The sequence below is a fragment of the Iodobacter sp. BJB302 genome (assembly GCF_002735645.1).
In the GTDB taxonomy this organism is placed as follows: domain Bacteria; phylum Pseudomonadota; class Gammaproteobacteria; order Burkholderiales; family Chitinibacteraceae; genus Iodobacter.
The window spans coordinates 1-13,895 of record NZ_PDZG01000094.1 but is presented as its reverse complement, the minus strand read 5'-3'; the positions used below and the strand labels follow the sequence as shown (position 1 = coordinate 13,895).

The following is a 13,895-nucleotide window of genomic DNA, read 5'->3' as shown; positions in this document are numbered from 1 at the left end:
AATATCGTCCACCTCAATCCAGAAAAATCACCGGAAGCGGAGACGGGTGCTGTAAGGAAAAAAGCAGAGCAAAGAACGGCATAAATATTAAACGATTAAGGCGACAACTGGTTTGACAATTACCGATACCGCCGTAGCGGACTCATACGTCGACGCCAAGAACGAAGCCTCCTACGAAACGCGCCAGATGCGTTTCCTCACGTCGATGATCAAAATCTGTGACGCTGTTGCAGCGCTTTTAAGCGACAGGAAAAATACACTTCCTAAGAAACTTCCGCTCATTCCGCTAGAGTATTCGGACACTGCGGCAGCCTCCTTCATCACCCAGCTCAAGGACACCACGACCTCGATTGTGCTCAACGATGCGAGCAGATGGACGCTCACCGACGACGAACTGCGCCTAGAAACCGAAACGTCGCTGAAAAAGCATGACGTTGCCGAAAGAATCAAACGGCTTGACTTGGATAAACGAACCCTGTCGATCTTCCGTGAAGCTTACGACGCAATGAAACTCGCCATATCGGACTCGGAGGTTGCGAAGCTTGTTGCTGCGAAAAAGGATGTAGAAGCTAGGCGGAAAGCTGCGACTGAAGACGCCGCGAAGGCATTCGCGGGTTCAGCCCTTGATGGAATCGGCGGCGAATCCTGGAGCCTTCTGTGGGAGCAGGCAAGAAAATATTCCGAAAGCACCGCCTATCCCCAGGCACTGTTCCCCGTTACAGACGAAGGGAAGCTTTGCGTCCTCTGCCACCAGCCTCTCGACGACGCAGCTCGTGGAAGAATGTCCGATTTCGAATTATTTGTGAAGGGTGGATTAGAAGCCACCGCAACCAATGCGGAAAAAGAGCACGCTTCTGCGATAGCCAAGTTACCCAAAGTGCCAGACCAAAAGAAATGGGACTGGCATATGGAGTTCATAAAGGTCCCGGCAGAGGTTGGATCTGCCTTACGTGCGGCAATTGGACTTCGGCTCGAAGCCATTCCAAAAACCGACGGGACAAGCCTGCTACCCAAAATCGATTGGTCTGTAGTCGACCTAGCATTGGACGCGACTGCTGCGACTCAAGCGAAAGAAGCAGCAGCTTTGGTGGAACTCACAAAGGACGGAAAAAAAGCTGAGCTGGAAAAGACGCTGAGGGAGCTTAAGGCGCGTCAATGGCTCTCTCAACAAAAAAATGCGGTGGCCGACGAAATTGCCCGCCTAGCAGCCATCAAGCGGCTAACTAAAGCCGAAAGTACGACGAAGACAAATGTATTCACCACAAAGAAGAACGAACTGGCCAACAACGAGTTAGCCACAGGCTACCAAGAACGCTTCGTCTCAGAGCTCAAAAAGCTAGGGGGAAGTCGGCTAAAAGTGGAACCGGTTCCAATTCCAGAAGGTAAAGGAAAAGTTAGCTTCAAGCTCGCCATTAAGGGAGCGCGGAAGGAGACTAGTGCCAGTGAGGTTCTAAGTGAGGGCGAAAATCGAATCGTCGCACTGTCCGCATTCCTTGCTGACATTACCGGCTCCGGCCAGCTTACACCATTTGTTTTCGATGATCCGGTTTCATCACTCGATCAAGAATTTGAAGAGCGAGTCGTTGAACGCTTAGTTGAATTGGCAAAATCTCGACAGGTCATAGTCTTCACCCACCGTCTTTCGCTACTTGCTCTCATTGAAGAAGCCGCTGGGAAAACAGTTCCACTTTCGATCAATACATTGCGGCGCGTCGGACCGAATGTGGGCATGGTGGACACTCTAGATGTTCGGCATGGAAAGCCTGACAAAGGTTTCACCGTCATCCGTGAACAAAAGCTTCCTCAGATACGCAAGCTGGCGGCCGCCGGTAATGGTGAGGCCTACGACGCAGCATTAAAAGCCGCTTGCAGCGATTTCCGTATCCTCATCGAACGGACCGTGGAAAAAGTCCTGCTAAACGGGCTCATCGAACGCTTCCGGAGGTCGGTGCAGACGCAGCAGATCAAGTCGCTCGCTAAGATCACCATGGGCGACTGCTCAACCGTCGAAGAGATGATGACCAAGTACTCAAAATTTGAGCACTCCCAGTCTGATGAGCTACCTGGGAGCTTGCCTTCGGTCGACGAACTCGCTGCAGATCTAGACGTGGTCATTACTTGGATTGATGAGTTCAAGAAAAGAGTGACTTAACAGAAAAACCCAAAAAAATGCCCCGGCAAGATGGCGGGGCATTTTTCATTATCTATGTCGCAAGAATTTCACTTACTTGGCAGACATTTCATTTTCAATGTCATTCGACAAATGTAGGATCTCATTTTGATTTAGATTCGGGCCTACCCAAATCAAGGTCAATCTAGACGAAAAGGGGATTCATCAGGTTGGTCAGTCCCATTCTCGTAGATAATCCTCTGCCACGCTTTTTCACGCCGCCGTGTCGTACCCCGAATCGCCAATGCGTCCTCCTCGGAAATAACGCTATACCTAGCCAAAAAGCGATCTAATACCTCTGACCGAGTATAAACCGTTTGCCTGCACGGATCACCATGTTGACTTCGTAGCGGGTAGATATTCGTATCCGCTAGCATATGCATCGCTTTACGAGGAGATCGGCCAATGCGGTCTGCAATCTCAGTTCCAAATATATACCGCCGCAAAAAACGGTCAAGATCCTTTTTCTTTACTCGTGAACCGAGCTGCTTCTTAGAACCAAGCTTGATCGAAGGGATGTAGCCATTCAGCGTTAACCAATAAGCGACCTGTTGCTTAACGCCTAATAGTTCAGCCAACTCAGGGATCGTAACCCAATTGGCTCTTCCCTTATCTAAGGCTTGATGCCATCGCTGTAACTCAACTCGATCAAAAATCCATCTCACCACTCCCGATGCACCAATCCAGTTACCTTGAAGCTGAAGCCCACCATCCCTAACCGCTTCAATCACCGACACAACCTCGTCAGCATTCCATTGCCAGAATTTCAAAACGTGTGTGAATGCGATTTGGCGCTCATCAATCGTGCTGATTAAGGGGAGTTCTTCGCCAATTTCGATCAAGCTATATACCTCTTGCCGTGGGATGTTCCATGGCAAAAACAGCTGATCATTAACTCGTCGCGCCGATGGAAACAAGATCTTGAGAATCCGCCGGAATCGCAGCTTACCCAAGCCCAAGATTTCCATTGCCTTGGTCATCGTGATTTCACCAGCCAGACGCTCCTCCAACTGGGTCAATTGATCTTTGCGCACCATCATCCGGTATCGACCTGCCTTGGTAACGAGTTCCTGACCTTCAAGCTCCCCATGCTGAATTAAAAAACGCAGTCGAGCGCGCGAAATACCCAACTGATCTTGCGCGGCCTTAGCCGGGACCCATTGCATATCAGCCAACAAACTGACGGCCAAGCGACGATTCCGGTGATTAGCGCCGTTCGGCCAATGCTCTGTGAGCCAGACATTAAATGCCTCACGCACAGGCAAATATGCACCGCCCCGAATAGCCCCTCGATATATATATTCATACGCTTGATCGAAAACACCACGCAGTGTGGTTGATTCCGATTTCGCGCCTTTAAGCAGATTGGTAAACGCTTGGTCAAATCCGGACGGCCACTCGAACAGAATTTGCGCAGCCAACGTCGTGATAGGCCATGAAGCTTCCAACAAACCAGAATTACGAATTTTCAGGGGCTTGGGACCTGCCTGCGGATCCAGATAGGCACCGAGATATCGAATTAAAGTTTGCAGTTGTAAAGGATTCAGTCCGGCAAACGGGTATGCATCTGAATAATCCGGCAATGGCTTACTGAGCAAGATGCACTCCATCACCATGGAAAGCCGCTTCACAAACCATGGAGCCTCTTCCACTTTTTCTTCACGCAGGTCCGAGCCACATTGGCATCGAATTAGCGACTCACGATGCCAGTCCAGGTGCTCACCACATGTCGAACATTGATCAACCAGCCAACCACCATGATGTGGGCAAGAATCAAAAAAGAACACCTCCCAACTGGCCTGCCAAACCGGTTCGGCAATGAGGCATAGCGGACAAAATCGGGCATAGCGCTGATTCCAAATTGCCGACTGCTCTGAACGCAATGTATGCATTCGAGCCATATACACGTGCAGCTCCGGAAAAAGCATCTCCTTCGGTAACAACTGATGTAGCGACAGCACTTCGGGTTGCAGCGTTATGCCCATTTCGATCAAATCGCGTGGACGCATGAAATTGGCTTCAGCCAATCGGAACATATATCCGGTCGGACCCTCGGTAGTTGCAGGGTAAGGACGAATCAATAGGTCAGGCGTAGCCATCACAAGATCGTTCATCATGCGCCCCCCTTACCAGGACTAAGGCCCAGCTTGTTGGCCACGGGAGAACCAACAATTTCCTGCCTGACATGCAGATGGAACAATTCCCCCGGCCGGTCGAGCGGACGCAGCGGCGACTCCACATGAAAAGGGTTAAGCCTATCTGGTACATCCCGCCATACCCTATTGCGAAAACCGGCAGCGTAGACATCTAGATCCAACGTACCCACATTGGCCAAATTGGCCACCGAGATCGCACCCTCAAGAATTTTGATCACATAATCCAGCAAGCCATAACTACCAATCCAGAAGCGCCGAGCCAGATTGGATTCGTGCAATGGGGTTGCTGGCGGAATCGGTAACCCAGCTTCAAGCTCCCGTAAAATACCGCGAAACTCTTTGAAATCGGCTTCATCCTCAAACGAGAAAGGCTCGATGCGAACTCGCTGCGAGAATCGACGCGCAAGCTGTTCATTGCTATCGATTACAAACTCACTGGCTCGCAAACCGCAAGCCACGATGCCGACACCTGTTTCTTCAAGTAAGTTTTTCAGCCAATCAGTCAAATCTCGAAATGCAGTGGCAGTCGGTGCGTAAAAAATGTGTTGAAACTCATCAAGCAACAGCAACTCAACGCCGCAGCGCTTGAAAAACTGGCGAATCCGAGTGGTTTTTTCAGGGCCACTACCACGATGTGATTTTTGATCCCCCATCGCCTCCAAGATGGCACCCGCCAAGCTACGCACCGTTGGGGCAGATGGCACGGCAACAAACAAGACAGGAATTCTGGTTCGATGTTGCTCAAACACCCGAGGAAATTGAGTCTCATAACTTCGGATAATCGTGCTCTTACCGACACCAGAGATTCCACACAAACTCATGCCACTCCCCTGAGTACGATGAAGCTGCCGCTGGTGCAAGTCAGCAATCTGAAAAATGCCACTTCTGAAACGCCGGTGCAAAATCGGGCGGGTGTTCAACCTGAATCCAAGCAGAGCTTGGGTTTCTGAACCTTCTGCTGGAGCAAACTGGGCCATAATTTGAATTGGATCCATCACTCATCTCCCTGCGAACAATTGGCAGAAAAATCTGGTAGATCGTCATTCAGACCAGAAGGCATAACTTCGGGAGGAAGTTCTGGCTGAGGCTTGTGTGGTTTACGTGCTTCCTCCAGTGGGTTCTTGCCTGCGAGAACTGCTTCACTGTCGTGCTGCACGGTCTGCGCAGCCTTTTTACGTCGCACCATTTTCTTGTGCTGAATGGATTCTCGGATCAGGTCTTCGACTTCCCGCTTAGCCTCCAGCAGTTGATCTGCCGTGCAGTTCTCACCCAGCTTGCTCCGCGTATGCTCCCGAATCTGCCGATGTTGTTCGCGACTCAGGCCGTTGGCATACTCAGCTAGCTTGGCGGGAACGCGCAGGTATTCCTTGCGATCAGGATCCAAGACATGGATATATCCCACATCATCTTCGTGGAATTTCAGGTCAAGTTTGATGTTCTTGCCCGTTCTGCGCCTGATTTCCTGTAATTGCAGACTGTTGTACTGCAAACCGTCCAGTTCGATACCGTAATGAAACAAAGTTCGTTTGGCCGCGATCCCAACAATGACATCCAATTGCTGCGGATTAAGAGGAAGTTCAATCAATCGTTTTTGCGCGGATTCAATCCAAACATCAAGAGGACGTCGACCATTCAAACCACGATGTGGCGTCACGTTGTACACATCCACAATCCACTTGGTCAGAATGTGGATCAACGAATTGAAGTCGATAGCAGCTTCTTTTTCGGATTGATAGTCACCACGTTCATCCGGATTAGAAAAAACTGTACCTGGCATCCGATGAAGTAAGCCAACGTTTTGAGTTCTGAAAAAACGCTCAATCGCACCTTTTTTATCACCACTTCTAACGGGGCAAAACAGGATGCTGATGCCCAGCTCCATACAGGCAACTTCGACTGCGTTGCTTTGCAAATCCGGACCGTTATCAACTGCAATCAGCTCAGGAATTCCAAACGCTGGCCATGGTTGTTTAATATCTGGATAACGCTTCAGAATTGCATTCTTAGGCAACACCGCTCGCTTCAAACACTGCAAAACACTGTTAGCGCTGGGATCCCTGAATGAAACATAGAAACCAACAATCAGTCGTGAATAACGATCAATGACCACCGTTAAATAGGGACGACCATTGGTGATGCACCATGCGGGATCCACCACGAGAATATCAATCGGGGTGTGGTCAATTTCGAAACGCTCTAGAATAGCTTTTACTTCCACCGTACCAATAGCTGCACGGTATTTCATGCGGGCAAATTCAGCCCCCTCTCGCGACAGATCGACTAAATCTTGTTGTAATGACTCCAACCAACGATATATCGTCGTCCTGCCTGGGCACTTCATCTGACTCTCTTCCGGCAAGCCGTGGTTGATAGCCTTGATTTGCCGCTGTATTGCTTCCACTACCCCCAACTTTGGCAACTTCTGATTGGTCAGGTAAACAGCAGCAATCACTTGCTCAAAAATTTGGTAACCAGGTTTATGTTGATGTGCAGAGGACGGCTTACCATGTGGAATCAACTTTAGGATTGATTTGGTCGCCCTATAGCGACACCACCATGTCGAAACAGTCGATGGTCCAGGCGGATTATCATCACCAATCATCTTGGCCGCTTGAGCAATTCGCTCTGACCAAGTTACAACGTTATACGGAGTGCTTTCAGGATCAACAATTTGTAGATAATGCAAGCGGCGCTTGGCAATCTCTTGCTGTGCCTGCTGATAGGTCGACAAATCACGTGGGGTTACTAGGTAAATAGTATTACCTAATTCCGCCAGAGAAGGCTCATCGATTTGCCACTCCTGACTCTGCCAACGTTCAAGAAGTTCAGCATATTGCAGATTCATGATTTCGCCGTCTTCGGCAATTAGCTGGATCTTGCCACTAGCGAGCCGCCGTTCAATCAGCCAAAGTTTATTATTCCGGTCGCGGAAACCTAGGCCACGTTTAAAGGTAAATCGATTCATCACGACCTCCCTTCGGCAGGAGGATTAAGCTGCGGCCTACCAGAGGCAATTCTAGATTGCAGCTCAGTCGACCTGATGCAATTAGGCGATACAAATCACCCAAATTCCAGAGTTGTTGCACCTCTGAAAGTGGTAGTTCTGCGTGCCCTTGAAATGCCATGAGCAGATCAAAATCGGTGGGTTGCTCATGCCAGGGATGTGCATGCGCATAAGCCAGCAATTGCAAATTGCTAAATAGTGGCTCTCGGCGAATCTCGACCTCAGTCACAATCCGGTAGGGCGACTGGATTGACTGAAAATGGAGGGCAATCGCCTCGTATTTTTTTCGGATGCTCGGCCGAGCTAATTGATCAAAGGGTTTAACCTCGATATAGCGGATGGTGCCATCCAGTAAAACAACCTTCAGGTCAGGAATGCATTCCCGAAACTGCTCGCCATCGAAGTATTCAATCACCTCGGGCTGCTCTTGGTAAGCCGCCACACCAGGTGACAGCTCCAATAACAACAGGGCATCTTTTTCCAGCAAAGATTCCCAATGGACGGTATCTCCCATTTTTGAAGATGCGAAATAGCCGCGGAATCGTCGTCCGCGACGTGTGACTACTTTACGTACACGCATATCGTCTGCTCCCAATTACGCAGGCGACACTTCTCCCTGCGCAACCTCGCATAATTAAATCAATTTGAAAAATTGGGACGAACTACTCCGCCGTTCAGCGTTTCGCTGCCCGTTTTTTTGCGTAAATGGGGACAAAAGGCTTGACCACCCTGCTGGCAGCAGACGATACTTTGGCTTGACTAGGGCTTTTGCATCATGCAACTGTTTTGTAGGGGGCGAGCTTTGTGCTTGCCCTTTTACTATTCCAACTTACTCTTTACATTTTCCTTTGCTTTCTGCCTCTCACCTCCGTGTATAAATCGTTTTATGCGGCACTGACCCAATCTGGATCAGCAAATAAAGAGGGTAAAGAATCCCCCTTCGATATCGCGTATCTAAAAATTTACTTCAAATTTTGAACAGTTTAAGTCTGAATGATTTGGGGTGTATTTAGCGACTAGCCATAAATGCCATTCTCCTGCTGATAGACATGACCAGCGTTACATAGAAAACGATCATTTAGTTCTTGATTATTTTTGGTGCCAATAATTTCGCGAATCAGACAAATTTGCATCGGCATTAAATCTTTTAAATTCAGTCGCAAATCACGCAATAACCAATACACATCCTCATTGCAACCTGCTGGTGCAATAAGCTTTCGTTGAGATGCATCTATCGCAATCTGCAATTTATCTTGTTCTTCTTGAGATAAAGAAAGCGCATCAATTATTCGTTTAACGAATTCAGCTGTTGGCGGCCCTTTAGTATCGCGCTCCATTTGCGAAATATAACAAGGCTCACACCCAACTGCATTTGCTAGCTCTTTTTGCCGCAAACCATAAGATTTTCTGAGCTGTTGGAGTTGTTTTGAAAATGGACTCATTGGCCTAAGAGAGAACGCTAGAATATACCAAGAATAGTACTGCTTTTTTCCCTGCAAATCAAACCCAAGTATTTTATTTTATTGTGCAATATATTTATATTACTTTTTTCATAAATGGCATCAAAAAAATACATAAATAATTTCCAACGTCGGAAATAGATTTAAAATATCAGACCAATGCCTCTGCATCAGTAGGACTGAAATATTGGCATACCACCATGCATTATAATTAGACATCTATATTAAAAATCACATAGCGCATTAATTATTCGACAACAATGGAATAACACGCAAAAACTGAGATAAAGGGATTCCTAGTTTTTCTGGATATGGAATTTACTGACTTCGTCTATTGAATGCCCATGTAATGCATCGCACAACCGTTGAGCCAGGTGAACGTCAGAAAAAGCATAGGAGGTCATTTATGCATCTGTCTATTAAGGTGCGTCTCAAAATATGTAGCCGCATAAAATGCCAATCTAAAGCTGGTCTAGTGAAACTTCGATTAATTTTTTATTACCGTTCAATCGTGCATTAGCAATGGCAATGGCAATGAGCTCGGCATAGCTTGCGAATATAGCGATAGCAAGTCGTGCTAATCGCAAAGCTGGCGCAAGCATAACAATGCCTTGGTTTCAACTGCCCAGATGAGCCATCTCGCGACGCCGAGATATTCCAGAGGATTTCTTATATGGCTTCATTGATGAAGGCACCTGCATTTGGGCTTCGATATACATCTATTTAAAGAGCTTGTTTTCATCCTCCAGCTCTTTCATCCGCATCATCATCGAGACGTCCATACCACCAAACTTAGCGCGGCACTCATAGAAAGAAACAGAACTCATACCGTACTCGCGGTACAGATCAGGAACGGTCGAGCTAGCTTCGGCTTGCTTTAAAATCGCCATAATTTGGCGTTGTCTATTGCCTATGGCTTTCATGCAGAACTACTCAAAAGACTGCGAAAAAATTCTATTTAAAAATGAGCTGATTTTGTGGGAGGATTACTTCAAAAGAGTGTTCCCCTTATATATACTTACAATAGCTGACTAAAATACCAAGTATATTTCTAGTAAAACACGGTTAAGCACAGTACATTTGTTGATTAAATAATTTAGATTTACTTTTTTGAAACTTTAACATGGCGAAAACACCCGCTAAATCAGTGAAGCCAAAAAGCTATAGGAACTGCTAATGTGGCATGATAACGAAACGACTGTTGACTACGTCAACTTCCGCTTAGTAGCAAAAGCCTGCGCAGAACTCATTCGAGACACTGGGGGCGAGCCAATATCGATTGGAATCTCAGGAGGATGGGGAGCAGGAAAATCATCGCTCGTGCGAATGATTGCAGCCGAATTATCACCCGAGCAGGCTAATGTTGAAAATACAGCAGAAGCGATCAATTCAAAGCACGTGGTGGTCACTTTCAATCCTTGGCTTTACCAAGGATTTGAGGATGCGCGTACTGCCTTACTGCAAACGGTTGGCGATGCCGTCCTTGATGCCGCAGCTCAAAATACGAGACTTGTTGATAAAGCCAAGGCACTCGTCAAACGAATAAATTTTCTGCGACTAGCACAACTTGGTGGTGAAGTTGCAGCAACACTGATCACAGGAGTTCCGGTCGGCCTAATTGGAAAAGTGTTTGAAGCTGGTGCAAATGCAGTGAAAAGCGAATCAATTAATGATGGCATTGAAGCCGCTAAAGATGCATCTAAAGCCACCACCGGCCTTTTGAATGAAGCCACTCCAGTTTCGCTACCAAAAGAAATCCAGTCCTTCCGCTGTGCGCTTGAAGAGTTACTCTTAGAGTTAGATATCACTTTGGTTGTTTTTGTTGATGACCTCGATAGATGCCTACCGAAGACAGCCATTTCAACGCTAGAGGCCATCCGACTGCTGCTATTTTTGCGTCGAAGTGCATTCGTCATCGCTGCGGACGATGTATTCATTCGTGGTGCCGTTCGTGTACATTTTGCCGGTACCGGCTTAGACGATGACGTCGCTACCAATTATTTTGACAAGTTGATTCAAGTTCCGCTACGCGTACCGAGACTTGGCTCCAATGAGACCAAGGCATACACAGCACTCCTATTTTTGGAGCGAGCGCATCGCAGCGATCAGCTAGACACCACGAATTTCGAGGCGGCTAAATCCAGTGTGGAAGCTCGCCTGCGGGAAACTTGGACTGGGAAATCTGTCGATCTCGCATTCCTTGAAACGCTAGTGCCAGCAGAAAACTCCGAGCTGCTAGGCCTGATGGGTTTGGCCGAGCGGCTGGCTCCACTGCTTTTTAGTGCAAGCACGGTTCAAGCCAATCCTCGGCTAATCAAACGATTCCTCAACACAGTGTTTCTGCGCAAGGTATTAGCCAAACCACAAAATATCGATGTGGACGTTCAAGTGCTAGCTAAGTGGCACTTGCTCGAGCGGTGTGACGAAGCTGTTGCGAATGCTTTAGCAGAAAAGGTCTCCGCAGAAAGCGAAGGGAGGATCGGCATCCTTCACGACGCAGAGGTGGGGGCAAAGAATCTGGATGAGAAGCTTCCATCACCCTTTGGCGACAAATCGTTTATTCGTGAGTGGCTACAGCTTGAGCCTCTACTTGGGGATATGGATATGCGGCCCATTCTGCATCTCAGCCGCGATAGCACCGTAAGGGATTTTGGTGCGGATGATCTGAATGCAGCAGGCAAGGCGTTGCGTGATGCGCTGGTGGCTGCTCGAAATCCGAATGAAACTTTGAAACAGCAGATTCGAGATGCTGGTGATTTTCAGTCTAGTCTTGCCATGGCTCGTGCGTGGGAGCTCCGGCGGTCTAGCCGCACTTGGCAGAAGGCTGAAGAAGTATTGATGCTGGTAGCGGTCTCTAGTGTTCATTCAAGTGCTAGGGCTCGTGCTGCGGCGCTTGTTAGCCAAGCACCGATCACTCAGCTCGCACCTGGATTGGTATCGGCATTGATTGATTGCGATTGGATGAAAGACGTTCTGACGAAGTGGGAGGGGGATGACCAGTTGCCGAAGCCGGTTATGCGAGCAATTGAAAACGCGAGGAAGAAATAAATGGGTACGTCGACCTCAAGCGCGGGAGCGGGATCCCGCGTTTCATTTGATCCGCCATGGCTAGAAAGTGCCGAAAGCGGCATTGATTCTAGTCACGCCGACATGCCCATATCGCCCGGGGTCACACCAACTGACGCACCTAGCGAAGCAGATGCAAATGGGTCAGAGGAAAACCAAACCACTCTAGCTCCTGGAGCTGGCCCGACTGTAGCGCCGCAGGGGCGTTATCAGGACGCGCGTAGAGCTCTGACTGGGTTCGTGCGCTCAGGCAGTGGTTCGGATCTGCGTAGAGGTCTTTCGAGTTTCGTTAAAAAAGGTATGGGTGGATCAGCAAAAGCGGCGAATCGCATGCGCACGAGTGCTGTAGCAGCTTCCTCTTTGGGGGGCTTTCTGGCTGCCGCTCGTGACGGCACAGACCTAGGTATAAACGCGTGGGTTGACTCAGTAAAGCAACGAGGCCTATCAGCTAGAGATACAGCACTCGAAGTTGTTCAGAAGCTGGTACCAACAGGAGGAAGCATTGATGAGGAATCAGCCAAGCACGCAATGAACCAGGCGATTGCTCATCTTTATGAGGTTGACCCCAATGCAGATATCTTTGACCTAGCGGATGATCAGATTGCTAATGTGATGGCATACACGATAGCGTTCGATGTCTACAACCGTGTTCAGCTTGAGCTTGGAAGAGTTTTTGAAAAGCTGAAATATGCGCCCAGAGTCATACAAGAACGCCTAGCACAGGTACTAGACTACATAATGGTTGTTGTTAATCGCTCATTCGAAAAGGTCCGTGCAGGTAGTGAGCCGCACTCGATGCGTGAAATTGCAACCTCAGCGTTACAAGATGCACTTACGGTGTTTGCAGAACCATGAAAATTCTTTGCTCAAGTATTAATGCACTGCCTGAGACCTTACCAATTGGCACTAGGGCATTTACCTTCTTAGAAGCATCATCGCGAACCGACGTCGGGCGTATTGCCTGTGGATGGCAACGTGAACTTGAAAAAGCTGGCTATTCTCCATCGATTTCGACGTGGGATTTCATGCTCTTTTGTTTTGCCGTTTATGCGGCGGATGTGGCCGTTCTTCGAAAAAGTAGTGCCGATGGCTGGACGCGTCAAATTGAGCTCGATATCACGCTCAATGATCCCGATCCATGGGAGGCAAACAGAACTATTGCCGAAGAAATGCTTCGAGTGCTCTCCGGAGATTTCTGGAAACTTCGGTTTCTACCAAACGGCCCCACACCACCAAGAGGGCAGCGTCGGTTATGTGACCGCGATTGTGTTGCTTTACTTTCGGGAGGGTTAGATAGCCTGATTGGCGGAATAGATGCTACAGCGCAGGGCCGCAGACCAATTTTTGTATCGCAGCGTGCTTTTGAAGATTCCGATCGACAGATTACCTATGCCAATGCATTAGGTGGAGGCGATTGGCACCAACAGTGGAGTCACAAAGTAGTTTTCAGTGGTAAAAAAGAGCCGTCGACGAGGGCGCGATCAATGGCGTTCTATGGCCTTGCCGTACTGGCGTCCTCACTGCTGACGGTCAACCGGCCTGATATTTTGGTGCCAGAAAACGGCTTCATAAGTATCAACCCTCCGTTGCTTCCAGGACGAATGGCAAGCCTCAGCACAAGAACAACACATCCGCAGTTCATGGCTCTGCTTCAGAAATTGTTTGATGCAGTAGGTGTCGACGCCCAATTGTCTATGCCATATCGGTTCAAAACGAAGGGAGAAATGTTAGCTGAGTGTGCAGATCAAACTTTGTTGGCGAGTTATGCCTGCGACACGACGAGTTGTGGCCGTTTTCGCACCTACAACCGAACGCACTGCGGTCGATGCGTGCCTTGTATGGTACGCAAGGCAGCTATTCAACGCTGGGGCTACTCAGACACGACAAGATACAAGTTCTCAGCTCTCTCTGCGGCCCCCTGTGTCAGGATAGTTGAGATACTCCCTTTTCAGGGATTCCAACTTACTCAGGGGGCTGGTTACTTATCATGTCGCGTATTCCCAAGGCTCGTAAAGATGCCATTTTAAGCAAAATGCTTG

10 protein-coding genes are annotated in these 13,895 nt (G+C 48.4%); 4 read left to right on the top strand and 6 right to left on the bottom strand.

Annotated elements, in window-relative coordinates:
• Nucleotides 1–112: 112 nt before the first annotated feature.
• Complete coding sequence (locus tag CSQ88_RS20315) at nucleotides 113–2,152, top strand: AAA family ATPase (protein ID WP_099399896.1); 2,040 nt, start codon at nucleotides 113–115, stop codon at nucleotides 2,150–2,152.
• A gap of 158 nt (nucleotides 2,153–2,310) precedes the next feature.
• Here the strand turns inward: CSQ88_RS20315 and CSQ88_RS20310 are convergent, their stop codons facing one another.
• The 6 genes from CSQ88_RS20310 to CSQ88_RS20285 all read right to left on the bottom strand — a co-directional run bounded on the left by CSQ88_RS20310 (nucleotide 2,311) and on the right by CSQ88_RS20285 (nucleotide 9,713).
• Nucleotides 2,311–4,287, bottom strand: coding sequence for a TniQ family protein (locus tag CSQ88_RS20310; RefSeq protein WP_099399895.1), 1,977 nt, complete (start codon nucleotides 4,285–4,287; stop codon nucleotides 2,311–2,313).
• Nucleotides 4,284–5,321, bottom strand: a complete 1,038-nt coding sequence (locus CSQ88_RS20305; protein ID WP_099399894.1) for a TniB family NTP-binding protein — start codon at nucleotides 5,319–5,321, stop codon at nucleotides 4,284–4,286. Before CSQ88_RS20305 ends, CSQ88_RS20310 begins: the two co-directional genes overlap by 4 nt.
• Entirely contained in the window at nucleotides 5,321–7,291 is a 1,971-nt protein-coding gene (locus CSQ88_RS20300; protein WP_099399893.1) for a DDE-type integrase/transposase/recombinase, read from the bottom strand. The genes CSQ88_RS20305 and CSQ88_RS20300 overlap by 1 nt, the downstream gene beginning before the upstream one ends.
• On the bottom strand, nucleotides 7,272–7,910 hold the full coding sequence (locus CSQ88_RS20295) for a TnsA endonuclease N-terminal domain-containing protein (RefSeq protein ID WP_143449539.1): 639 nt from the start codon (nucleotides 7,908–7,910) through the stop codon (nucleotides 7,272–7,274). The genes CSQ88_RS20300 and CSQ88_RS20295 overlap by 20 nt, the downstream gene beginning before the upstream one ends.
• Before the next feature lie 436 nt (nucleotides 7,911–8,346).
• The gene (locus CSQ88_RS20290) at nucleotides 8,347–8,772 is read right to left on the bottom strand and encodes a helix-turn-helix domain-containing protein (protein ID WP_099399891.1); all 426 of its coding nucleotides are present in this window, start codon (nucleotides 8,770–8,772) and stop codon (nucleotides 8,347–8,349) included.
• 737 nt (nucleotides 8,773–9,509) lie between these two features.
• The gene (locus tag CSQ88_RS20285; protein ID WP_099399890.1) at nucleotides 9,510–9,713 is read right to left on the bottom strand and encodes a transposase; all 204 of its coding nucleotides are present in this window, start codon (nucleotides 9,711–9,713) and stop codon (nucleotides 9,510–9,512) included.
• A gap of 253 nt (nucleotides 9,714–9,966) precedes the next feature.
• Here CSQ88_RS20285 and CSQ88_RS20280 point away from each other — a divergent pair, with 253 nt between their 5' ends.
• Genes CSQ88_RS20280 through qatC form a run of 3 tightly spaced genes read left to right on the top strand, consistent with a single transcriptional unit; the run spans nucleotide 9,967 to nucleotide 13,883 of the window.
• The gene (locus CSQ88_RS20280) at nucleotides 9,967–11,838 is read left to right on the top strand and encodes a P-loop NTPase fold protein (protein WP_099399889.1); all 1,872 of its coding nucleotides are present in this window, start codon (nucleotides 9,967–9,969) and stop codon (nucleotides 11,836–11,838) included.
• Nucleotides 11,839–12,711, top strand: coding sequence for a Qat anti-phage system associated protein QatB (gene qatB, locus CSQ88_RS20275; RefSeq protein ID WP_099399888.1), 873 nt, complete (start codon nucleotides 11,839–11,841; stop codon nucleotides 12,709–12,711).
• Complete coding sequence (gene qatC, locus CSQ88_RS20270) at nucleotides 12,708–13,883, top strand: Qat anti-phage system QueC-like protein QatC (RefSeq protein WP_180273751.1); 1,176 nt, start codon at nucleotides 12,708–12,710, stop codon at nucleotides 13,881–13,883. The genes qatB and qatC overlap by 4 nt, the downstream gene beginning before the upstream one ends.
• Nucleotides 13,884–13,895: the final 12 nt, after the last annotated feature.

Bases quoted from the DNA above. Each gene is read 5' to 3' on its own strand.
- CSQ88_RS20310 (WP_099399895.1), bottom strand. From the start codon at position 4,287: ATGATGAACGATCTTGTGATGGCTACGCCTGACCTATTGATTCGTCCT.
- CSQ88_RS20295 (WP_143449539.1), bottom strand. From the start codon at position 7,910: ATGCGTGTACGTAAAGTAGTCACACGTCGCGGACGACGATTCCGCGGC.
- CSQ88_RS20290 (WP_099399891.1), bottom strand. From the start codon at position 8,772: ATGAGTCCATTTTCAAAACAACTCCAACAGCTCAGAAAATCTTATGGT.
- CSQ88_RS20285 (WP_099399890.1), bottom strand. From the start codon at position 9,713: ATGAAAGCCATAGGCAATAGACAACGCCAAATTATGGCGATTTTAAAG.
- CSQ88_RS20280 (WP_099399889.1), top strand. From the start codon at position 9,967: ATGTGGCATGATAACGAAACGACTGTTGACTACGTCAACTTCCGCTTA.
- qatC (WP_180273751.1), top strand. From the start codon at position 12,708: ATGAAAATTCTTTGCTCAAGTATTAATGCACTGCCTGAGACCTTACCA.
- CSQ88_RS20305 (WP_099399894.1), bottom strand. From the start codon at position 5,321: ATGGATCCAATTCAAATTATGGCCCAGTTTGCTCCAGCAGAAGGTTCA.
- CSQ88_RS20300 (WP_099399893.1), bottom strand. From the start codon at position 7,291: ATGAATCGATTTACCTTTAAACGTGGCCTAGGTTTCCGCGACCGGAAT.
- qatB (WP_099399888.1), top strand. From the start codon at position 11,839: ATGGGTACGTCGACCTCAAGCGCGGGAGCGGGATCCCGCGTTTCATTT.